Source organism: Pseudomonas sp. MS01C9 (assembly GCF_058202755.1).
The window spans coordinates 1,807,536-1,829,622 of the sequence record NZ_CM177073.1 but is presented as its reverse complement, the minus strand read 5'-3'; the positions used below and the strand labels follow the sequence as shown (position 1 = coordinate 1,829,622).

Annotated in this window: 23 protein-coding genes; 14 read left to right on the top strand and 9 right to left on the bottom strand. The window is 60.0% G+C overall.

Annotated elements, in window-relative coordinates:
* Positions 1-28 precede the first annotated feature (28 nt).
* The 7 genes from AC1M7R_RS08540 to trpE all read left to right on the top strand — a co-directional run bounded on the left by AC1M7R_RS08540 (position 29) and on the right by trpE (position 7,831).
* Positions 29-1,072: an ABC transporter substrate-binding protein gene (locus AC1M7R_RS08540; RefSeq protein ID WP_072431965.1), complete on the top strand. Its 1,044-nt coding sequence runs from the start codon at positions 29-31 to the stop codon at positions 1,070-1,072.
* Positions 1,073-1,274: 202 nt separating this feature from the next.
* A complete protein-coding gene (locus AC1M7R_RS08535; protein ID WP_072389660.1) occupies positions 1,275-2,522 on the top strand; it encodes an ABC transporter permease in 1,248 nt (415 codons plus the stop codon).
* 12 nt (positions 2,523-2,534) lie between these two features.
* A complete protein-coding gene (locus tag AC1M7R_RS08530; protein ID WP_072389658.1) occupies positions 2,535-3,359 on the top strand; it encodes an ABC transporter permease in 825 nt (274 codons plus the stop codon).
* Between the two features lie 202 nt (positions 3,360-3,561).
* Entirely contained in the window at positions 3,562-4,710 is a 1,149-nt protein-coding gene (locus AC1M7R_RS08525; protein ID WP_072389655.1) for an iron-containing alcohol dehydrogenase, read from the top strand.
* A gap of 78 nt (positions 4,711-4,788) precedes the next feature.
* Positions 4,789-5,463 (top strand): ribulose-phosphate 3-epimerase, encoded by a 675-nt coding sequence (gene rpe / locus AC1M7R_RS08520; protein WP_053156412.1) that lies wholly within the window; start codon positions 4,789-4,791, stop codon positions 5,461-5,463.
* Entirely contained in the window at positions 5,460-6,278 is an 819-nt protein-coding gene (locus AC1M7R_RS08515) for a phosphoglycolate phosphatase (protein WP_072389653.1), read from the top strand. Before rpe ends, AC1M7R_RS08515 begins: the two co-directional genes overlap by 4 nt.
* A 71-nt stretch (positions 6,279-6,349) precedes the next feature.
* Positions 6,350-7,831, top strand: coding sequence for an anthranilate synthase component I (trpE, locus tag AC1M7R_RS08510; protein ID WP_092179804.1), 1,482 nt, complete (start codon positions 6,350-6,352; stop codon positions 7,829-7,831).
* Between the two features lie 63 nt (positions 7,832-7,894).
* On the opposite strand, the gene estP is transcribed toward trpE, so the two are convergent.
* Entirely contained in the window at positions 7,895-9,799 is a 1,905-nt protein-coding gene (gene estP, locus AC1M7R_RS08505) for an esterase EstP (protein WP_092179801.1), read from the bottom strand.
* Between the two features lie 409 nt (positions 9,800-10,208).
* Here estP and AC1M7R_RS08500 point away from each other — a divergent pair, with 409 nt between their 5' ends.
* Genes AC1M7R_RS08500 through AC1M7R_RS08485 form a run of 4 tightly spaced genes read left to right on the top strand, consistent with a single transcriptional unit; the run spans position 10,209 to position 13,394 of the window.
* Positions 10,209-10,802 (top strand): aminodeoxychorismate/anthranilate synthase component II, encoded by a 594-nt coding sequence (locus tag AC1M7R_RS08500; protein ID WP_076406101.1) that lies wholly within the window; start codon positions 10,209-10,211, stop codon positions 10,800-10,802.
* Between the two features lie 9 nt (positions 10,803-10,811).
* Entirely contained in the window at positions 10,812-11,861 is a 1,050-nt protein-coding gene (gene trpD / locus AC1M7R_RS08495) for an anthranilate phosphoribosyltransferase (protein WP_072389643.1), read from the top strand.
* Complete coding sequence (trpC, locus tag AC1M7R_RS08490; RefSeq protein ID WP_072389641.1) at positions 11,858-12,694, top strand: indole-3-glycerol phosphate synthase TrpC; 837 nt, start codon at positions 11,858-11,860, stop codon at positions 12,692-12,694. The genes trpD and trpC overlap by 4 nt, the downstream gene beginning before the upstream one ends.
* Positions 12,695-12,698: 4 nt before the next feature.
* Complete coding sequence (locus tag AC1M7R_RS08485) at positions 12,699-13,394, top strand: lipoate--protein ligase family protein (protein WP_092179797.1); 696 nt, start codon at positions 12,699-12,701, stop codon at positions 13,392-13,394.
* On the opposite strand, the gene crp is transcribed toward AC1M7R_RS08485, so the two are convergent.
* The gene (gene crp, locus AC1M7R_RS08480) at positions 13,391-14,035 is read right to left on the bottom strand and encodes a cAMP-activated global transcriptional regulator CRP (protein WP_072389637.1); all 645 of its coding nucleotides are present in this window, start codon (positions 14,033-14,035) and stop codon (positions 13,391-13,393) included. The genes AC1M7R_RS08485 and crp overlap by 4 nt on opposite strands.
* A gap of 246 nt (positions 14,036-14,281) precedes the next feature.
* Here crp and AC1M7R_RS08475 point away from each other — a divergent pair, with 246 nt between their 5' ends.
* Complete coding sequence (locus AC1M7R_RS08475; RefSeq protein ID WP_042730268.1) at positions 14,282-14,704, top strand: OsmC family protein; 423 nt, start codon at positions 14,282-14,284, stop codon at positions 14,702-14,704.
* 110 nt (positions 14,705-14,814) lie between these two features.
* On the opposite strand, the gene coq7 is transcribed toward AC1M7R_RS08475, so the two are convergent.
* From coq7 to hemJ, 6 genes are all read right to left on the bottom strand, one after another.
* Complete coding sequence (gene coq7, locus AC1M7R_RS08470; RefSeq protein WP_072431971.1) at positions 14,815-15,462, bottom strand: 2-polyprenyl-3-methyl-6-methoxy-1,4-benzoquinone monooxygenase; 648 nt, start codon at positions 15,460-15,462, stop codon at positions 14,815-14,817.
* Between the two features lie 73 nt (positions 15,463-15,535).
* On the bottom strand, positions 15,536-15,874 hold the full coding sequence (locus tag AC1M7R_RS08465) for a histidine triad nucleotide-binding protein (protein WP_072389633.1): 339 nt from the start codon (positions 15,872-15,874) through the stop codon (positions 15,536-15,538).
* A gap of 79 nt (positions 15,875-15,953) precedes the next feature.
* Positions 15,954-16,742, bottom strand: a complete 789-nt coding sequence (locus tag AC1M7R_RS08460; protein ID WP_072389631.1) for an SDR family NAD(P)-dependent oxidoreductase — start codon at positions 16,740-16,742, stop codon at positions 15,954-15,956.
* Positions 16,743-16,804: 62 nt separating this feature from the next.
* A complete protein-coding gene (locus AC1M7R_RS08455) occupies positions 16,805-17,749 on the bottom strand; it encodes a DUF805 domain-containing protein (protein WP_072389629.1) in 945 nt (314 codons plus the stop codon).
* Positions 17,750-17,803: 54 nt separating this feature from the next.
* Positions 17,804-18,772 (bottom strand): NAD(P)H-dependent flavin oxidoreductase, encoded by a 969-nt coding sequence (locus tag AC1M7R_RS08450; protein ID WP_076406107.1) that lies wholly within the window; start codon positions 18,770-18,772, stop codon positions 17,804-17,806.
* Between the two features lie 36 nt (positions 18,773-18,808).
* On the bottom strand, positions 18,809-19,240 hold the full coding sequence (gene hemJ, locus AC1M7R_RS08445; protein WP_072389625.1) for a protoporphyrinogen oxidase HemJ: 432 nt from the start codon (positions 19,238-19,240) through the stop codon (positions 18,809-18,811).
* A 132-nt stretch (positions 19,241-19,372) separates the two neighbouring features.
* Between hemJ and argC the strand changes: the two genes are divergently transcribed.
* Both argC and erpA read left to right on the top strand, forming a co-directional pair.
* Positions 19,373-20,407: an N-acetyl-gamma-glutamyl-phosphate reductase gene (gene argC, locus AC1M7R_RS08440; protein ID WP_072389623.1), complete on the top strand. Its 1,035-nt coding sequence runs from the start codon at positions 19,373-19,375 to the stop codon at positions 20,405-20,407.
* A 158-nt stretch (positions 20,408-20,565) separates the two neighbouring features.
* Positions 20,566-20,916 (top strand): iron-sulfur cluster insertion protein ErpA, encoded by a 351-nt coding sequence (gene erpA / locus AC1M7R_RS08435; RefSeq protein WP_053156455.1) that lies wholly within the window; start codon positions 20,566-20,568, stop codon positions 20,914-20,916.
* A gap of 76 nt (positions 20,917-20,992) precedes the next feature.
* On the opposite strand, the gene AC1M7R_RS08430 is transcribed toward erpA, so the two are convergent.
* The gene (locus tag AC1M7R_RS08430; protein ID WP_490610346.1) at positions 20,993-22,084 is read right to left on the bottom strand and encodes an anhydro-N-acetylmuramic acid kinase; all 1,092 of its coding nucleotides are present in this window, start codon (positions 22,082-22,084) and stop codon (positions 20,993-20,995) included.
* Positions 22,085-22,087 lie beyond the last annotated feature (3 nt).

Sequence of the window (22,087 nt, the reverse complement as noted above, 5' to 3'; positions counted from 1 at the left end):
CCAACCCTGCACGTGGAGAGAACAATAAATGTTGAGATCCCTGAAGTTCACCGCCCTGACTCTGGGCATGATGGGTGCGGCAAACGCGATGGCGGCGGGCCCGGACCTGACCGTGGTGTCTTTTGGCGGGGCGAACAAGGCGGCTCAGGTCAAAGCCTTCTACGCACCGTGGGAAGCGGCTGGCAACGGCAAGATCGTGGCTGGCGAATACAACGGCGAGATGGCCAAGGTCAAGGCCATGGTCGATACCAAGAGCGTCTCGTGGGACCTGGTGGAAGTCGAGTCTCCGGAGCTGTCCCGTGGTTGCGACGAAGACATGTTCGAGCAACTGGACCCGGCGCTGTTCGGCAAGGCCGAAGATTACGTCAAGGGCGCCATCCAGCCTTGCGGCGTAGGTTTCTTTGTCTGGTCGACGGTACTGGCCTACAACGCCGACAAGCTGAAAACCGCGCCAACCAGCTGGGCGGATTTCTGGGATACCAAGCAGTTCCCGGGCAAGCGCGGTCTGCGCAAGGGCGCCAAATACACCCTGGAATTCGCTTTGATGGCCGACGGTGTAGCGCCCAAGGACGTCTACAAGGTGCTGGCCGGCAAAGATGGCCAGGATCGGGCGTTCAAGAAGCTCGACGAACTCAAGCCGAACATCCAGTGGTGGGAAGCCGGCGCCCAGCCGCCGCAATACCTGGCCTCCGGTGACGTGGTCATGAGCTCGGCCTACAACGGCCGGATCGCTGCGGTACAGAAAGAAAGCAACCTGAAAGTGGTGTGGAACGGCGGCATCTATGACTTCGACGCCTGGGCCATCCCGCGTGGCCTGGACAAGGCTCGGGCTGAAGCGGCGAAGAAATTCATCGCGTTCTCGGTGGCACCGCAGCAGCAGAAGACTTACTCCGAAAACATCGCCTACGGCCCTGCCAATACCCAGGCCGTACCGTTGCTGGCCAAGGATGTCCTGAAAGACATGCCGACCACCCCGGAAAACATCGCCAACCAGGTGCAGATCGATGTCAGCTTCTGGGCTGATAACGGCGAGCAACTGGAGCAGCGTTTCAACTCCTGGGCGGCCAAGTAACCCGACTGTCTGAGGCTGAATGAGATCCATGTGGGATCGAGCTTGCTCGCGATAGCGTTTTGTCAGACACATTAATGTTGAATGTGCTGTAGCCATCGCGAGCGAGCTCACTCCCGCAGGTTCTTGCTCCAACCGGGTGTTTCAACAGAACAGAGGCGGTCCGTCGCCCCTGTAACGATCAAGAAGATTTGCGGAGTACGCCATGGCCATCGCCGTTCCACTGAACGCAGGCACCAGTCCCACCTTGAAGCAGCGGCTCAAGCACGCCGAGCGGGTCAATCGCTGGAAGGCCCAGGCCTTGATCGCGCCGCTGGTTCTGTTTCTGCTCCTGGTGTTCCTGGTACCGATCGTGGCGCTGTTGTTCAAAAGCGTCAGCAACCCGGAGGTGGTGGGCGCCATGCCGCGTACCGTGGCTGCGGTCGCGGCGTGGGATGGACGTGGTCTGCCTGGAGAACCGGTGTACAAGGCCGCCAGTGAAGACCTGGCCGAAGCCCGCAAGAATCAGACCCTGGGCGATTTGTCCAAGCGCCTGAACATGGAACTGGCCGGCTATCGCAGCCTGCTGACCAAGACCGCCCGGGCGTTGCCGTTCGCCACGGAGCCGGCTTCTTATAAAGAGGCGTTGGAAAACCTCGACGAGCGCTGGGGCGATCCGGCGTACTGGCAGGTGATCCGTCGCAACACCAGTGAAGTAACCCCTTATTATCTGCTGGCGGCCGTCGATCACCGCATCGATGACCTCGGTGAACTGGCGCCGGCTACGCCCGACCAGGCGATCTATCTCGATATCTTCGCCCGCACGTTCTGGATGGGCCTGGTGATCACTGCGATCTGCCTGGTGCTGGCCTATCCCCTTGCTTACCTGCTGGCGAACCTGCCATCGCGCCAGAGCAACCTGCTGATGATCCTCGTGCTCCTGCCGTTCTGGACTTCGATCCTGGTGCGAGTGGCGGCGTGGATCGTGCTATTGCAATCGGGCGGCCTGATCAACAGTGCCCTGCTGGCCATGGGCATTATCGATAAGCCCCTGGAGCTGGTGTTCAACCGCACCGGTGTCTACATCTCCATGGTCCACATCCTGCTGCCGTTCATGATCCTGCCCATCTACAGCGTGATGAAAGGCATCTCGCCAACCTACATGCGGGCGGCGATTTCCCTGGGCTGCCATCCGTTCGCCAGTTTCTGGCGGGTGTATTTCCCGCAGACCTATGCCGGTGTCGGTGCTGGTTGCCTGCTGGTGTTCATCCTCGCCATCGGCTACTACATCACCCCGGCGTTGCTGGGCAGCCCGAACGACCAGATGGTCAGCTACTTCGTTGCGTTCTATACCAACACCAGCATCAACTGGGGCATGGCCACGGCGCTCGGTGGGCTGCTGTTGCTGGCGACCATCGTGCTTTATCTGATTTACAGCTGGCTGGTGGGCGCCAGTCGCCTGCGCCTGAGCTAAGGGGAGATCGAAATGCTGAGTCCTTACATGTCCCCCGTCGAACGGGTGTGGTTCTACTGCTTGCGCACACTCTGCGGACTGATCCTGCTGTTCCTGATCCTGCCCGTGCTGGTGATCGTTCCGTTGTCGTTCAACTCCGGCAGTTTCCTGGTGTATCCGTTGCAGGGCTTTTCGCTGCAGTGGTACCACGATTTCTTCGCCTCGGCCGAATGGATGCGGGCACTGAAGAACAGCATCATCGTGGCGCCGGCCGCGACACTGCTGGCCATGGTCTTCGGCACGCTGGCAGCCATTGGCCTGACCCGCGGGGACTTCCCGGGCAAGTCGCTGGTAATGGCCCTGGTGATTTCGCCCATGGTGGTGCCGGTGGTGATCATCGGTGTCGCCAGCTATCTGTTTTTCGCACCGTTGGGGATGGGGAACAGTTTCTTCTCGCTGATCGTGGTTCACGCGGTGCTGGGCGTACCGTTCGTCATCATTACCGTCTCGGCGACCTTGCAGGGGTTCAACCATAACCTGGTGCGGGCGGCAGCCAGTCTTGGGGCTTCGCCTTTGACGGCGTTTCGTCGGGTGACGCTGCCGTTGATCGCCCCAGGCGTTATCTCCGGTGCGCTGTTCGCTTTCGCGACGTCGTTCGATGAAGTGGTGGTGACCCTGTTCCTGGCCGGCCCCGAGCAAGCGACACTGCCGCGGCAGATGTTCAGCGGCATCCGCGAAAACCTCAGCCCTACCATTGCCGCGGCGGCGACGCTGCTGATTGCCTTCTCGGTGATCCTGCTGCTGACCCTGGAATGGCTGCGCGGGCGTAGCGAGAAGCTGCGCACGACCCAGGTCTGAAGGTCAGCGTTGTTCAAATGTGGGAGCGAGCCTGCTCGCGATAGCGGTGGAACATTCAATATCGATGCTGAATGTCAGTGCGCTATCGCGAGCAAGCTCGCTCCCACAGCGACCCAAGGCGTATTCATGAGCTGAATGGCAGACAACCCTCAATACCGAGCTATCCTTGTGCCAGCCCACACTCGAACAAGAGGCCGCGCACATGAGTCTTTCCTCATTCAAGATCGCCCACAAACTGATCACCGGTGCCGCTGCCATCGAGCAACTGGCGGCCGAGCTGACACGGCTGGATGTCGACAACCCATTGATCGTCACCGACGCCGCACTGGTCAAGTCCGGTACCGTGGAGCTGGCGCTGCAGCATCTGGGCGGGCGGGACTACGAGATTTTCGACCGGGTGCTGCCGGACCCGGAAATCGCCATTGTCAAAGACTGCATGCAGGCCTATCGCGACGGCGGCCATGACGGCTTGATCGGGCTGGGCGGCGGCAGCGCCATCGACATCGCTAAGTGCGTGGGAGTCTATGCCGGTTATCACGGCGAACTGGAGGACATGTTCGGCGTCGACCAGGTACCGCGCAAAGGCCCGCCCATGATCGCCATCCCCACCACGGCCGGTACCGGTTCGGAAGTCACCAACGTGGCGATCCTTTCCGACAAGGCCGCTCAATTGAAGAAAGGGATCGTCAGCGACTACCTGCTGCCGGACGTGGCGCTGGTCAGCCCGCAGATGACCCTCACGTGCCCGCGCAGCGTGACCGCTTCCAGTGGTGTCGATGCGCTGGTCCACGCCATCGAGTCGTATCTGTCCCTCAACGCCTCGCCGATCACCGATGCCCTGGCCATCGGAGCTATCAAGCTGATCACCCGGGCGTTGCCCAAGGCCTTCTGTAATCCTTCCCACCTGCAAGCCCGTGAAGACATGGCTACCGCCAGCCTGATGGCCGGCATGGCGTTCGGCAATGCCGGGGTCGGAGCGGTGCATGCGCTGGCCTATCCCTTGGGCGGCCGTTTCCATGTGTCCCATGGCGTCGCCAATGCCTTGCTGCTGCCGTATGTCATGGCATGGAACAAGGTGGCCTGCGTCGAGCGGATGCGGGACATCGCCCAGGCCATGGGCATCAGGACCGAACACCTGAGCGATCTCGAAGCTGCCGACGAAGCCGTGGAGGCGATGATCGCCTTGTGTGCCGCCGTGGAGATCCCCCAGGGACTCAGCGGATTGGGCGTGACCGAGGATGTGATCCCCTCGATGGCGGCGGAGGCCGCGGGCATCGAGCGGCTGATGCGAAACAACCCGCGCAGGTTGAGCGCCGCCGATATCGAGAAGATCTACCTGGCGGCGTATTGATCGTCGGCCACGGTGGGCGCGCCAAATCTTGAGGTATACAATGCGCGCCATCGTGGTTTCGCTCAAAACAGGTGCGTCATGCAGCCCTTCGCTATTGCTCCGTCGATTCTTTCTGCCGACTTCGCCCGCCTGGGCGAGGAAGTGGACAACGTGCTGGCCGCCGGGGCCGACATCGTTCACTTCGATGTCATGGATAACCACTATGTGCCTAACCTGACCATCGGTCCGATGGTCTGTTCGGCGCTGCGCAAGTACGGCATCACCGCGCCCATCGACGCGCACCTGATGGTCAGCCCGGTGGATCGCATCGTGGGAGACTTCATCGAGGCCGGCGCTACCTACATCACTTTCCACCCTGAAGCTACCCTGCATATCGACCGCTCCTTGCAGTTGATCCGTGAAGGTGGCTGCAAGGCCGGCCTGGTGTTCAACCCGGCCACGCCCCTGGACGTGCTCAAATACGTGATGGACAAGGTCGACATGATCCTGCTCATGAGCGTCAACCCAGGCTTCGGCGGGCAGAAGTTCATCCCGGCCACCCTCGACAAGCTGCGCGAAGCCCGCGCACTGATCGATGCCTCGGGCCGTGACATCCGCCTGGAAATCGATGGCGGCGTGAATGTGGGCAACATCCGCGAAATCGCCGCGGCCGGTGCCGACACCTTTGTCGCAGGATCGGCGATCTTCAATGCGCCGGACTACAAAGAGGTGATTGAAAAGATGCGTGCCGAACTGGCCCTGGCACGCCCATGAGCGGCTTCGAGCAGTTGTTTCCCGGCAGCTTGCCGCGTCTGGTGATGTTCGACCTCGATGGCACGCTGGTCGACTCGGTTCCAGACCTGGCGGCAGCCGTGGACCATATGCTGCTCAAACTGGGGCGCGCGCCAGCCGGTATCGACGCCGTGCGCCAGTGGGTCGGTAATGGCGCCCCCATGCTGGTGCGCCGGGCCCTGGCCAATCACATCGACGCCCAGGGTGTCGATGACGCCGAGGCTGAGCAGGCGCTGGAGCTGTTCAATGAAGCCTACGAGGGGAACCACGAATTGACGGTGGTCTATCCCGGCGTGCGCTCCACTCTCAAGTGGCTGCAAAAGCAGGGCGTCGAAATGGCGCTGATCACCAACAAGCCGGAACGCTTCGTTGCGCCGTTACTGGATCAGATGAAGATCGGCCGCTATTTCCGCTGGATCATTGGCGGCGATACGCTGCCGCAGAAAAAGCCTGATCCGGCCGCGCTGTTTTTCGTCATGAAGATGGCCAATATCCCGGCTTCCCAATCGCTCTTCGTCGGCGATTCGCGCAGCGATGTGCTGGCAGCGAAAGCGGCGGGGGTCAAATGCGTGGCGCTGAGCTATGGCTACAATCATGGACGGCCCATCTCCGAAGAGTTCCCCGCCCTGGTGATCGACGATTTGCGACTGCTAATTCCCGGTTGCCTGGACCCGGCCGCTGAGATAACGTTGCCCGACGCTGTTCAATCCTCTTCTGGGAACGCCATCGTGGTGGTCACTCGCAAACTCTGGATGAAAGTCATGAAGGCCCTGGCCCGTTGGCGTTGGCGCGCCTGACGTGATCCTGGCCGGTTATCCGGCGTGTTTGCATACCTGACTTCCAGCTCCTCTTGCCACGAGGCACCCTCATGATTCGCGAAGAATTCCTGCGCCTGGCTGCTGCCGGCTATAACCGCATTCCCCTTGCCTGCGAAACCCTGGCTGACTTCGACACGCCGCTGTCGATCTACCTCAAGCTGGCCGACCAGCCCAATTCCTACCTGCTCGAATCGGTACAGGGGGGGGAGAAGTGGGGCCGTTATTCCATCATCGGCCTGCCATGCCGCACAGTGCTGCGGGTGCACGACCATCGCATCAGCGTGACCCATGACGGCATCGAGATCGAAAGCCTCGAAGTCGAGGACCCGCTGGCCTTCGTCGAAACCTTCAAGGCCCGTTACAACGTACCCACCATCCCAGGGCTGCCGCGTTTCAACGGTGGCCTGGTGGGGTACTTTGGCTACGACTGCGTGCGTTACGTGGAAAAGCGCTTGGGCACCTGCCCGAACCCGGATCCATTGGGCGTGCCGGACATCCTGCTGATGGTGTCCGATGCGGTGGTGGTCTTCGATAACCTCGCGGGTAAAATGCACGCTATCGTGCTGGCCGACCCGTCCCAGGAAGATGCCTACGAGCAAGGCCTGCAAAGCTTGCAGGCGTTGTTGGAAAAACTTCGCCAGCCGATCACGCCACGCCCTGGCCTGGACTTCAGCAAGCAGGCCGCGGCCGACCCGGTATTCCGCTCCAGCTTTACCCAGGACGATTATGAAAAAGCGGTCGATACCATCAAGGAATACATCCTGGCTGGCGACTGCATGCAGGTGGTGCCGTCGCAACGAATGTCCATCGACTTCAAGGCAGCGCCTATCGATCTGTATAGAGCCCTGCGTTGCTTCAATCCGACGCCCTACATGTACTTCTTCAATTTTGGCGATTTCCATGTCGTGGGCAGTTCGCCGGAAGTATTGGTGCGGGTCGAGGACAACCTGATCACGGTTCGACCGATTGCCGGCACGCGTCCTCGTGGTGCCACGGAAGAGGCTGACCGCGCCCTGGAAGAGGACCTGCTGTCGGACGCCAAGGAGATCGCCGAGCACCTGATGCTGATCGACCTGGGGCGTAACGACACCGGGCGGGTCTCGGAAGTCGGTTCGGTGAGGCTCACCGAGAAAATGGTGATCGAGCGCTATTCCAACGTCATGCACATCGTGTCCAACGTCACGGGGCAGTTGAAGGCCGGGTTGACGGCAATGGATGCCCTGCGAGCGATCCTGCCCGCGGGCACCTTGTCGGGCGCGCCGAAGATTCGGGCGATGGAAATTATCGATGAGCTGGAGCCGGTCAAGCGGGGGGTGTACGGCGGAGCCGTCGGCTATTTCGCCTGGAACGGCAACATGGACACTGCCATTGCCATTCGCACGGCAGTCATCAAGAACGGCGAACTGCATGTACAGGCCGGAGGAGGTATCGTTGCCGATTCGGTACCGGCGCTGGAATGGGAAGAAACGCTGAACAAGCGTCGGGCGATGTTCCGCGCGGTGGCGTTGGCCGAGCAGGCCCCGAACGACTGAAACCCTTCATGCCTATGGTGAGCAGACAAGCTTGCTCACCATAGGCATCTGCGGTTCATCGAATCAGAAGTCCAGGCTGACCCCGAGACTTATCCCTTGCTGGGTGAAGTCGTCATCCTTGCGCAACGTATAACCCCCTCTCAACGCCAGCTCGCTGGTCAACTTGTGGCTGACCCCCAGGCTCAGGCGATTCAGGTGGCTCTGTGGCGTGTAGCCTTCCAGCGTGAAGTCATTGGCTGGCAGGCTGTTGAGGGCGATATTGACCTTTTGCATGTCGTCTTCGTACTCGCGCTCGTGGGCGTATTCGCCATACACCTGGGTCTGACGGGTAAAGTTGTATTTACCTTGCAGACCGATGCCCAGGCGTTTCGAGTCGCGGGTCTGGTCGTCGAAGGTCAGGGCCGTGGAGCGGCTGCCCTGTTCCGAATAGCCGTCGACTTCCACCCTCGCATAATCGGCACTGACGAAGGGTGACAGGTGCCAGGCGCTGCCCGGCTGGGCGATGTCGTAGCCTACGCGGGTACTGAATGCCCAGAGATGCCCGTCGGTGTCGCCTTTCTCCTGGGCTTCGTTGACGCCCAGTTGGAATTTGCGCTCCAGGTTGTCGTAGTCGAGCTTGCCACCGGTCAGCGCCGCATCGGCCCACCAGCGGCTCTGCTGGAACTGGGCGAAAGCGGTGGCCAGGTAGCTGTTGAGCTTGTAGTCCGAATCGTTGTCACCAGCCTCCATGTCCTGGCGGTAGAGCCCAGCGGCGATGCCCACGCGCCAGGCCTCGTTGAGGCGATAGCTGCCACCTACGTTGAGGCTGTAGCCGCTGCCGTCGGCGCTGGCACCGCTGCCCTGGCTGTCCACGTCGAGATGCTGTCCACCGCCGTTGACGATGGCTCGCCATTGACCGACCGCTTGCCAATCTTCCCAATCCGACTGCCATTGGCTGCGCAGCTCGTCCTGGTGGGCCCGTAGAGTCGAATGGGCCATTTCCGGCAGCAGCGTCAGTTCCCACGGTGCCGCGAGTAGGGAGAAGGCGTAGTCGGCGATCAGCTTCTGCCCGGCCTCGGTGGGGTGGACGGAGTCGTTGTAGATCAGTTTGCTGGGGTCGGGTGTTGCGCTGTTGATGCCGTAGGTGGGGTTTTCCGTGCAGCCATTGCCGCTGAAGCAGGTTGCCGTGAGATTCTCGCCGGTGGCGAGGCCGAAACGCGCGGGATCGGCGAAGCTTTCTCGAAGCAGCAAAGGAATGTTCAGCGGAATGACCTCGGCGTCGATACCTTGCAGTCGCGCGACGAGCTGTTGGTTGAAGTCGTTGCTCAGTTGCGACACGGCGCCCTGCAAAGGTGTGCCGTTGAGGGCGGGGGTCAGTCCCAAGTCCGGCAGCAGCCAGACCATCACATAGCGGGCGCCCGCTGTTTGCAGCACCTGGACGCTGTTGGCCAGGCGGTCCGCCGCAGCCTGGGCCTGAGCCGTGGTCAACACCAGACCCTGGAGAAAGTCGTTGCCGCCACCGGAGAGGTAATACAGCGCATTCGGATCGGCGCGCCGCCCGTTGGCCAGGTATCCGGGACGGCTGCGTTCTCCAGTGTCGGAAACACTGGTGATCGAATCGAGGATCTGGTCGGTGCGGTAACCGCCCACTGCCCAGTTGTTGCCGTCCGCCAAGCCCTCGTTGGCACGCACCGCGGAGGTGGAGGCGGCGGTTTCGTCGGCGGAGAAGCCCAGGCGCCCGCCCAGCAGTTGGGTGGAATTGGCGGAATACGCCTCGCCACTGCCATCCTGGTAGAGTGGGCCGGTGCGGTTGGTGAAACGCTGGGTTGACCCTGCCGGTCCATCCGGGTCGGTGAACTGGCCTGCGTCGTTGAGGCTGTCGCCAAAGACAATGAAGCTGGAGTAAGGGTTTGGAGCGGCACTCGCCTGGGCGCAGGCCATCGCGAGCACACAACTGGCAACCGGTACGAACAGCGTTTTCCTGATCATGAGAAGGTCCTTTTCGATCTTATTTTTGTTAGAAAACGAAACGACAGTACCAAAAACTCTTGGCGCTCGACCATCCATCAGTGGCATTGCGTTTGTTTCAAAGCCCTTCGGGGTTGGTCATATTGCGCGCTCTGTTCAGCTAGGCTACTGTGCCGGAACGTATGAACGAGACTTCCCCTGTGTCGATTGTCAGCAAGCTTCCGGATCAAATGATCAAGGCACACGCCCGTTGGCGTTGGCGCACCTGAATATTCCCTGCCGGCTGTGCCGGACCTGTACCGATTTGCCTTCTTTACCTGCTTGAAAGCCGCTTCGCTGGTGCATCACATGCCCGCCAAGCGCAACACCGCGCGGGTTTCTCTTGAAGGCTTTAATTAAAAGTCAGTGAATTCAAAAGGTTGCTTACGCCATGTTGCTGATGATCGATAACTACGACTCCTTTACCTACAACGTTGTGCAATACCTGGGCGAGCTGGGCTCCGAGGTACGAGTCGTGCGCAACGACGAACTGACCATCGCCGAAATCGAAGCGCTCAAACCCGAACGGATCGTGGTATCCCCCGGCCCGTGCACGCCGACCGAAGCGGGTGTATCCATCGAAGCCATCAAGTATTTCGCCGGCAAGCTGCCCATCCTGGGGGTCTGCCTGGGCCATCAGTCCATCGGCCAAGCCTTCGGTGGCGACGTGGTGCGTGCCCGGCAAGTCATGCACGGTAAGACTAGCCCGGTATTCCACGAGGACAAGGGTGTATTCGAAGGGTTGAACCGGCCGCTCACCGTCACCCGCTACCACTCCCTGATCGTCAAGCGCGAAACGCTGCCCGACTGTCTGGAAGTGACCGCCTGGACCCAGCTCGAAGACGGTTCGGTGGACGAAATCATGGGGCTGCGCCACAAGACATTGAATATAGAGGGTGTGCAATTTCATCCCGAGTCTATTCTCACCGAACAGGGTCACGAGCTGTTCGCCAACTTCCTCAAACAAACCGGCGGCACGCGCTAAGGACTTTTCATGGATATCAAGACAGCCCTGAGCCGTATCGTCGGTCATCTCGACCTGAGCACCGACGAGATGCGTGATGTGATGCGCGAAATCATGACCGGCCAATGCACCGACGCACAGATTGGCGCGTTCATGATGGCCATGCGCATGAAGAGCGAGAGCATCGATGAAATCGTCGGCGCGGTCTCGGTCATGCGCGAGCTGGCGGACAAGGTCGAGCTCAAGACCTTGGATGGCGTGGTGGATGTGGTTGGCACCGGCGGCGACGGCGCCAATATCTTCAACGTATCCACTGCCTCGGCGTTCGTCGTCGCGGCCGCCGGCTGCACCGTGGCCAAGCACGGCAATCGTGCGGTCTCGGGCAAGAGCGGAAGTGCCGATCTGTTGGAGGCGGCCGGTATTTACTTGAACCTCACGCCGGTCCAGGTGGCACGCTGCATCGATAATGTCGGTATTGGCTTCATGTTCGCCCAGACTCATCACAGCGCCATGAAACATGCTGCCGCACCGCGTCGTGACCTGGGCCTGCGCACCCTGTTCAACATGCTTGGCCCGCTTACGAATCCGGCCGGCGTGAAACACCAGGTGGTCGGAGTGTTCAGCCAGGCGCTGTGCCGGCCGTTGGCTGAGGTTCTGCAGCGTCTGGGCAGCAAGCACGTATTGGTGGTCCATTCCAAGGACGGGCTCGATGAGTTCAGCCTGGCGGCGCCTACTTATGTGGCTGAGCTAAAGAATGATCAGATCAGCGAATACTGGGTCGAACCTGAAGACCTGGGCATGAAGAGCCAGAGCTTGCACGGTCTGGCGGTGGATGGGCCGGCGCAGTCGCTGGAACTGATTCGCGATGCCCTGGGACGTCGCAAGACCGAGAATGGCCAGAAGGCCGCCGAAATGATCGTGCTCAACGCTGGCGCTGCTCTATACGCCGCCGACCACGCCAGTACGCTCAAGCAGGGGGTGGAGTTGGCCCATGATGCCTTGCACACTGGCCTGGCTCGGGAAAAGCTCGAAGAGTTGGGTGCATTTACCGCTGTATTCAAAGTGGAGAACGAAGGATGAGCGTGCCAACGGTTCTGGAAAAAATCCTGGCTCGCAAGGCTGAGGAAGTGGCCGAGCGCAGTGCCCGGGTCAGTCTGGCCGAGCTGGAAAACCTGGCACGTTCGGCTGATGCTCCCCGTGGCTTCGCCAAGGCACTGATCGACCAGGCGAAGAAAAAGCAGCCGGCGGTGATTGCCGAGATCAAGAAGGCGTCCCCCAGCAAGGGCGTGATCCGTGAACACTTCGTCCCGGCCGACATCGCCAAAAGCTACGAGAAGGGTGGGGCGACCTGCCTCTCGGTGCTCACCGATATCGATTTTTTCCAAGGCGCCGACGACTACCTCAAGCAGGCGCGTGCTGCGTGCAATCTGCCAGTCATCCGCAAGGATTTCATGATCGATCCGTACCAGATCGTCGAGGCTCGAGCGTTGGGCGCCGATTGCGTGCTGTTGATCGTCTCCGCCCTGGACGACGTGAAAATGGCCGAACTGGCGGCTGTCGCCAAGGGTGTGGGGCTGGATGTACTGGTAGAGGTGCATGACGGCGAGGAATTGGAGCGGGCCTTGAAAACCCTGGATACCAGGCTGGTGGGCGTGAACAATCGAAACCTGCATACCTTCGAAGTCAGCCTGGAAACGACCCTGGACCTGCTGCCCCGCATTCCCCGTGATCGGCTGGTCATTACCGAGAGCGGTATTCTCAACCGGGCCGACGTCGAGCTGATGGAAGTCAACGACGTGTACTCGTTCCTGGTAGGTGAGGCATTCATGCGGGCCGAAAGCCCGGGTACGGAGTTGCAACGCCTGTTCTTTCCAGAGCGGGGCGTTCCGGTGAGCGGCTCGACGCTTGATTGAGCCGATGGCTCCGGTGATCGCCCTGACCGTTGAAGCCGGTCTCCAAGCCGAGCAGGACTTGTTGGCCAGTGTCTGTGCCGGCGATGCCGAGTTCGGCCTGCTGTTCTGGCGGCCCAGCGACCGCGCGTTGGTCATGCCGCGCCGTCTGGCCCGCTTGTCGGGATTCGAGTACGCCTGTGAGGTCTCGGCTGCCAGTGGCTGGCCGGTGCTGCTGCGCGAAACCGGGGGCGAACCGGTGCCGCAGTCGGCCGCTACCGTCAATATCGCTCTGGTTTATGCACCTCCACGTAGCGAGGGCGATCATGGCCGGATCGAAACTGCCTATCGTCGGTTGTGTGATCCCATTTGCCAGTTGTTGGACGAACTGGGCGGAGTGGCATCGCTAGGGGAGGTGGACGGGGCGTTTTGCGACGGTCGGTTCAACGTCAATCTCGACGGCCGTAAAATGGTTGGCACCGCTCAACGCTGGCGCCAGAGCAAGGGCGGACAGCGCCCCGTAGGCCTGGTACACGGGGCGTTGCTAGTGGATAACGAGCGCGAATCGATGGTTGCCGCGGTCAACCGCTTCAATGAAGCCTGCGGCCTGGAACAACGGGTACGGGCTGAGAGCCACATCGCCCTGCATGAAAAATTTCCCGACCCTCATGCGCTGGAGCGGCTTGAGGCGCTTTATCGGAATCTGGCGGACGAGCTGTTCTAGCGCGTACCGAACACCACCATTGTCTTGCCTTTCACGCTTACCAGGTTGCGCTCTTCAAGGTCCTTGAGTACGCGACCGACCATTTCCCTCGAACACCCTACAATTCGACCGATCTCCTGCCGGGTTACCTTTATCTGCATGCCGTCCGGGTGCGTCATCGCATCGGGTTGCTTGCACAGATCCAGCAGGCAGCGGGCGACCCTACCGGTCACGTCAAAGAAGGCGAGGTCACCCACCTTGCGAGTGGTATTGCGCAAGCGCTGGGCGATCTGACCGCCGAGGACATAAAGAATGTCCGGATCCTGGAGGGACAACTCCCGGAATTTGCTGTAGCTGATTTCCGCAACTTCGCATTCGATCTTGGTCCGCACCCAGGCGCTGCGTTCCTGCTCCTTGCCCGCCTGTTCGAATAATCCCAGCTCACCGAAGAAGTCCCCTGAGTTGAGATAGGCGATGATCATTTCTCGCCCATCCTCATCCTCGATCAGGATAGTGACCGACCCCTTGATAATGAAAAACAGCGTATCGGAACGATCACCGGCACAGATGATGTTGTGTTTGGCCGGGTAGCGGCGACGCTGGCAATGCATCAAGAGTTTGTCGAGATTCTTGATCTTGGACGTGGGAGTAATGGCAACCATGGTTGTATCCCGAAAGACGGCGCAGTGTGTGTTGGTTTGGTTTTTTTATGGATACGAATAGCTATCGCTAAAAGCTGGCGATACGCCAGCGAATGGTCGCCAGCTTAACAGAGCTCTCTAAATTGATTCGAGAATTTACCTAGTGCCCTGTTTCGCAGGGGCTTTGCCGGCATCGCACGTTGGAGACTGTCGTGGGGAGCGCTGTGCTAAGCTGGCGACCCTTTTTTAGACAGTGGAGTCTTGGCGATGAAGGCACGCATCCAATGGGCTGGCGAAGCCATGTTCCTCGGTGAGTCGGGCAGCGGCCACGTGGTCGTGATGGATGGTCCGCCCGATGCCGGTGGTCGAAACCTGGGTGTCCGGCCCATGGAAATGCTCCTGCTGGGCGTGGGTGGTTGCAGTAACTTCGATGTGGTCAGCATTCTCAAGAAGTCTCGCCAGGCTGTCGAAAGTTGCGAGGCCTTTCTGGAGGCGGAACGTGCCACTGAAGATCCGAAGGTGTTCACCAAGATCCACATGCATTTCGTGGTCAAGGGGCGTGCCCTGAAGGAAGCCCAGGTCAAGCGAGCCATCGAGCTGTCCGCCGAAAAATACTGCTCGGCGTCCATCATGTTGGGCGCAGCGGGCGTTGAGATCACCCACGACTATGAAATCATCGAGTTGGGTTGAGGCGGTACGCAACATGCCCGTGTTCAGGCTCCTGATAAAAAAGGCGACTGCCCTGTCCGGGTAGTCGCCTTTTTTTGATGGCCTGCCTGGTCTGAAAAGGGACGCTGTGATCAGATCCGATAAGTACTCTTGGTCATGACCTTGGCCAGCAGGCTCATGCCGAACTTTACCGGTGCCGGGAAGCGGAAACCGCCGGCCTCGAGGGCGCTTTCGGCATGGTGTTCTTCATCCTCGCGCATCTGCTCCAGGATCGCCCGGGACTTTCCATCCTCGGCGGGCAGTTGTTCGAGATGCTCGTTCAGATGTTTGCACACCTGATGTTCTGTCGCCGCAACGAAACCGAGGCTGACCTTGTCACTGATCAGTCCGGCTACTGCGCCTATTCCAAATGACATACCGTAGAACAGTGGATTCAACACGCTGGTATGGCTGCCCAACTGGCGAATGCGCTGTTCGCACCAGACCAGATGATCGATTTCTTCCTCGGCCGCATGCTCCATCGCCTCGCGCACCTGGGGCAATTTCGCTGTCAGGGCCTGGCCTTGGTACAACGCCTGGGCACAGACCTCTCCCGTGTGATTGATGCGCATCAACCCGGCAACGTGGCGGGCCTGCTCGTCACTCAGTTGCGCGTCCGGCTGCACGATCGCCGGTGATGGGCGGTATGGCTGGCCACTGAAGGGCAGCAGCGTGCGCATCGCGGTATCGGCTTGCAGCAGCAGCCGGTCTATCGGCGAGTAGTGACGTTGGGTGGTCATGCTTACCTCCGGAAGAATCATGGCGACCAGTTTAACCCAACCGGTCGCTCAGGATTTGCGTTGAGTCAGGGTATCAACCCGGTGGCCAGTTCATCTGGCGCTGTCCCAGCACATGCATATGGATGTGATAGACGGTCTGCCCACCGAGTTCATTGCAATTCATCACAACGCGGAAACCTTCCTCGCACCCCAGTTCAAGCGCCAGGCGCTGGGCAGTGAACAGAATGTGCCCGGCCAGTCCTTTGTCTTCTTCGGTCAGGTCATTGAGAGTGCGGATCGGTTTCTTTGGAATGACCAGGAAATGCACCGGTGCCTGGGGGGCGATGTCATGGAAGGCCAGGACCTGGTCATCCTCGTAAATGATCTTGGCCGGGATTTCCCGGTTGATGATCTTGGAAAACAGAGTATCCAAAGTCGTTTCTCCCTTGGGGTCGTGGAACGCGAGTGTACCGAAGGTTCGGCTGGCGGGGCCGGCTTCACTTCAAATTTCATCAGCGGGGGCAGTAGGCCTTGTTGATCATGCCTGCGAGTGTCCTGACCAGCCAACGTGGTCCCAGCCGTGGCAACCTGGCCAGCCAGCGATTGCGTCGCCCCGGAATGATGATGGCCCGGTTCTTGTCCAGGGCGCGTACGGTATACAGCGCAACCTCCTCGGGGCTCATCAGTAGCTGACTGTCGATGAGTTTCCGTTCGTCCAGTTGTGCTCGGGCAAAAAAGTCGGTCCGGGTCGGCCCGGGGCACAGCACCGAGACCTTGATGGCGCATTTCTTCAGTTCGACCCGTAGGGCTTCCGAGAAGTGCAGGACATAGGCTTTGCTGGCGTAATAGGTGCTCATCCAAGGGCCGGGTTGGAACGCCGCGATAGAGGCAACGTTGAGGATCTGTCCGCCACCATGCAGGGCCATGCTATTGCCAACGGCATGACAAAGGCGTGTCAGGGCGAGGATGTTGACTTCGATCAGGTCTTGTTCAGTCATCCAGTCCTGACCCAGGAATGGGCCGCAGGTGCCTATGCCGGCGCAGTTGACCAGCAGATCGATCTGCCGTTCACCTTCTTCCAGCTCCAGCAGAAACCCTGACAATCTCAGTGGCTCCCCCAGATCGCACGCGCGGAACAGGACCTCCACCCCGAACCGCTGAGTCAGTTCTATTGCGATACTTTCCAGCCGATCACGCTGGCGCGCTACCAGTATCAGGTTGCGGCCTCGCCGGGCCAGGGCTTCGGCCATGGCCAGGCCGATGCCGCTGGAGGCACCGGTGATCAGAGCGTAACGGGTCATGCAGTTCTCCATCGCAACGGCCCGCTACCAGTGGACTGAGCTGTCACCGGCGCGAAGCGCGCTTATTGTTCCTCCTCATAGTCTACAGAAGGCTCGGCGGGTTCGGCGGCAGGTTCTGCAGCAGCGTCATCGGTGTACTCGCTGCTTTCATAGCTGCTGAGCGAACTGCTGCCGTATTGGTCCTCGATAGCGCCGAAGACACCAGCCAGCGCAGCGAAGAAAATCAGCACGATCATCACCAGCCAGAGCGACGCCAGGACCTTGACTGCAGTGGAGTTGCGCGGCGGCGGTGGACCGTAGCGATTGGGCCCGTCGTTGCCCGGTGCGATGATGAGCACGAATGGGAAGATGCTGCCCACGAATGGGACAAGAGTGAGCAGCCACAGCCAACCGGACCAGCCCAGGTCATGCAGGCGCTGGACGTTGAACTGAATGCTGACAAAGGCAAAGCCGAGGAAAACGATCAACGCCAGCAGGCCACCAACCACCATGGCCGCTGTTGAGGTAGACGTGAAGAACCATGCTCCGCCAATTGCAAAACCAACGCCGATGACCAGCATCATGACGAGGGTCAGGGACATGGTCCAGGCGAGGTATCGCAGCCGTCCGATGCGACCATCGAAGCTGAACGGCTTGAGCGGGCCGAACTCGGCAACGGCCTCTCCAACCTGTGCCCGTGGTGGCGCATAGGGAGAGGCAGGTTCGATGAGTGGCTCCTGGGGGTGCATCTGCTGGGGCGAATGCTGAACCTCGCTGAGGTTCAGTTGCAGAGAAGGCTCTGCTTCGATGCGCGCATCGATTCCGCTTTTGTTGAGGGCTTCCAGGTATTTCTGCGCCTCGGTCTGGGATAGGTTGCTCTTGAGGGCCACCTTGTGTCCGCCGAAGAGTCGCTCAATGGCGCTGACGTCGCTCTTGAACAATTCAGCGAGATTGAGCTTGGCTGTGGTCGTATCGACGCCCGGCAGCAGGGCTCCGTCGAATACGATGTTGAAACGGGGTTCGCTCATTGCCGGGCATCCTTGTCATTCAAGTTTTAGTGTTTGTGTCGTGATCAGTTTGTTTCATCGGGGCCACTGGCCGCCAAGCTGTACCACCCGGGCCTGTGCCTGGCGATATTCTTCATCCAGGCGCTTGACCAATTGATCGACGCTTGGCAAGTCATGAATCTCACCCACGCCCTGGCCAGCGGACCATACGGTTTTCCAGGCCTTGGCTTCATCGTTGAGCGGTTTGAGCTTCGAGCCGAAATCCACCTCGCCCTTGCGTTGCAGAGCGGCCAGATCGAAACCGGCCTTCTCCAGGCTTTGCCGCATGAAGCTTGCGGGTACGCCGGAAACTGCGGGAGTATGCACGATGTCTGCAGCCCGGGATGTGAGCAACATCTCCTTATAGGCGTCAGGCGCATGACTTTCAGTCGTACCGATAAAACGTGTTCCGAAGTAGGCCAGATCCGCGCCCAGCAATTGAGCGGCCAGAATCTCATGACCATGGTTCAGGCATCCCGCAAGCAGCAGGGTCTTGTCGAAGAACTGCCGGATTTCGGCGACCAGCGCAAACGGGCTCCAGGTTCCGGCGTGCCCTCCGGCCCCCGCAGCCACGGCGATCAGTCCATCGACACCGGCTTCGGCTGCTTTCTCGGCATGACGACGTGTGGTCACGTCATGAAATACCAGGCCTCCATAGCCATGGACCGCGTCCACCAGCTCTTTCACCGCACCGAGACTGGTGATGACGATCGGCACCTGGTGTTCGATGCAGATCGCCAGGTCGGCCTCGAGCCTCGGGTTGCTCTGATGGACGATCAGGTTGACCGCGTAAGGGGCAGGGTTCTCCATCCTTGCCAGGCCCGCTTCTATTTCCTCCAGCCAGGCCTTGAAGCCACTGCTCTCACGCTGATTCAGCGCGGGGAAGCTGCCGACGATACCGTTGCGACAGCAGGCCAGTACCAGCTGTGGGTTGGAGATCAGGAACATTGGCGCCGCCACTACAGGCAGGTGCAGGCGTTGTTCAAGCAGAGCGGGTAGCGACATCTGGAAGTACCCCGGATAAGAAGCATCGATTGAAAGTTAGAACGGCCGAACCACGACCAGAATTACGATAGCCAGCAATATCAGAACCGGCACTTCATTGAACCAGCGATAAAAGACATGGCTGCGGGTGTTTTCGCCACGGGCGAAACGCTTCAGCTGGGCGCCGCACATATGGTGATAGCCAATCAGCAATACCACCAGTGTCAGCTTGGCATGCATCCAGCCGCCTTGGGTGAAATAGGCGCTGGCGTTGAGGCTGAGCAGCCAGATGCCGAACACCAGGGTCGCGATCATCGCGGGTCCCATGATGCCGCGATACAACTTGCGCTCCATGACGCTGAAGCGCTCCTTGCTGATGTTGTCTTCGCTCTGAGCGTGATAGACAAACAGGCGAGGCAGGTAGAACAGGCCGGCGAACCAGCAGACCATGCTGACGATATGAAGCGCTTTGAGCCAAAGATAGAGCATTTTCTCGATTCCCAGATTCACGGTAGCCCGATAGTAGAGGTTAGAGCCGCCACACGTCACCTTGGCGGTTGTCGCCACGCCGCGCCGCCCCTATCATCGACGGTTTTCCAGTGGTTCGTTGAGGGCAGGTTTATGGTCAAGGTCGGTATCGTCGGCGGCACGGGTTACACCGGTGTCGAACTGCTGCGTCTGTTGGCACAACATCCGCAGGCTGAGGTGGTGGTCATCACCTCCCGATCCGAGGCGGGCCTGGCCGTGGCCGATATGTACCCGAACCTGCGAGGTCATTACGATGGCCTGGCATTCAGCGTTCCCGACATCAAGACGCTGGGCGCCTGCGATGTGGTGTTCTTCGCCACGCCCCATGGCGTCGCCCATGCCCTGGCGGGCGAATTGCTGGCCGCCGGAACCAAGGTTATCGACCTGTCAGCTGACTTCCGCTTGCAGAATGCGGATGAATGGGCCAAGTGGTACGGCCAGCCTCACGGCGCGCCAGAGTTGCTGGACGAAGCGGTCTACGGACTACCGGAAGTCAATCGCGAAAAAATCAGGCAAGCACGGCTGATCGCGGTCCCGGGATGTTATCCGACTGCGACGCAATTGGGTTTCCTGCCGTTGCTCGAAGCCGGTCTGGCGGACGCTTCGCGTCTGATCGCTGACTGTAAGTCCGGTATCAGTGGCGCGGGTCGTGGCGCCAGCGTCGGCTCGTTGTATAGCGAGACGTCGGAGAGCTTCAAGGCGTATGCCGTGAAAGGGCACCGTCACCTGCCGGAAATTCGCCAAGGGTTGCGCCGGGCTGCAGGCAAGGAGGTCGGCCTTACATTCGTGCCGCATCTGACGCCCATGATCCGTGGTATTCATTCCACGCTCTATGCCACTGTGACTGATCGCTCCGTGGACCTGCAGGCATTGTTCGAAAAGCGCTATGCCGACGAACCGTTCGTCGATGTGATGCCAGCTGGCAGTCACCCAGAAACTCGTAGCGTGCGGGGGGCAAACGTCTGCCGGATCGCCGTGCATCGTCCACAGGATGGCGATCTGGTCGTGGTGTTGTCGGTCATCGATAACCTGGTCAAGGGGGCTTCGGGGCAGGCAGTGCAGAACATGAACATTCTGTTTGGGCTGGATGAGCGACTGGGCCTTTCCCATGCGGGCATGTTGCCCTGAGGAGTGGTTGTCATGTGCGGCCAGCCTGGTACTCGGGCTGTCCGCTTCGACACCTGTGGCTGCCGCTGCTCTTCAAATAGTTGACCAGTTTTCTAGGAGAAGCGGATAATGCCTGCCATCACGCATTATGGCGGCGTCAACGCCGGGAGATATTCAGCATGAGCGTCGAAACCTTCACACCCACGGCTTTGCAGTTCACCCACGGTGCTGCGCACAAGGTGAAAAGCCTGGTCGACGAAGAGGGGAATGATCGTTTGAAGCTGCGCGTGTTCGTGACGGGCGGTGGCTGTTCAGGTTTTCAGTATGGCTTCACGTTCGATGAAGAAGTGGCTGAAGATGACACAGTCGTTGAGCGCGAAGGCGTCAGCCTGGTGGTCGACCCGATGAGCTTCCAATACCTGGCCGGTGCCGAGGTGGATTATCAGGAAGGTCTGGAAGGCTCGCGTTTTGTGATCAAGAATCCGAACGCCACTACTACCTGTGGCTGCGGGTCATCCTTCTCGATCTGATTGTCGTGACACCTTCAGCAAAAAGCCGCAGAGCCTTCAAGGCACTGCGGCTTTTTGCTGTTGGGATCAGGCTGGCTCAGGCGGGGTAGATAGCGCCGAGCACTCGAAGGCCTCGGGCGCCTGTGACACTGGGGCGATTCGCTGGAATGTATTCAAGGCAGCAATGAGCGAGCCATGCGAAAGCCATCGCTTCGACCCAGTCCGGGTCTACCCCGTAGACTGCTGTGCTGCTGACTTCGGTGCTCGGCATGAGGTCGGCCAGGCGCTTCATAAGGGCTGTGTTGTGAGCTCCACCGCCACATACCAGCAGTTCACGGGTATCCGCCTGGGCATTTTGCAGTGACTTGACGATAGTCAGGGCTGTCAGTTCAAGCAGGGTGGCCTGCACATTCTCGGCGGCGAGAGTGGGTAGTTGCGACAGGTGTCGAGTCAGCCAGGGCAGGTTGAATACCTCCCGGCCGGTACTTTTCGGTCCCTTGGTGACAAAGAAAGGATCGCTGAGCATTGCCTTGAGTAGGGCGGGCTCCACTGTCCCGCTGGCGGCCCATCGTCCATCACGGTCGAATTGCTCATTGCGCTGTTGATGAATCCAGGCATCAAGCAACACGTTGCCAGGCCCGCAATCGAAGCCTGCGACCGGTTTTCCTGGTTCTATCAAGCTGAGGTTGCTGAAGCCGCCGACATTCAGTACGGCACGGTTGCCGTCACGTTTCTCGAATAGAGCCTCGTGGAAAGCAGGGACCAGCGGCGCGCCTTGGCCTCCCGCGGCTACATCGCGACTGCGGAAGTCGCTGACGATGGTAATTCCGGTCAGCTCGCTCAGCAGAGCGGGATTGCCGATCTGTACGGTAAAGCCGCGGGCCGGTTCATGACGAATGGTCTGGCCATGGCTGCCGATTGCTCTTACATCTTCCGGCTTGAGGTTTTGGCTTTCGAGCAGGGCATGGATGCCATGGGCGGCGAGCTGTACCCAGTTCTGCTGAGCGATGGCCGAGCGGGCTATCTCATCGGGGCCGCTGGTGCACAGGCCCAACAACTCGCTGCGCAGGGAGTCGGGCATGGGAATGTAGTGCGTGGCGATCAATCTGATCGCCGGAGTCAATTCAACCAATGCGATATCCAGGCCATCCAGGCTCGTCCCGGACATCACACCGATATAAAGCACCATGGC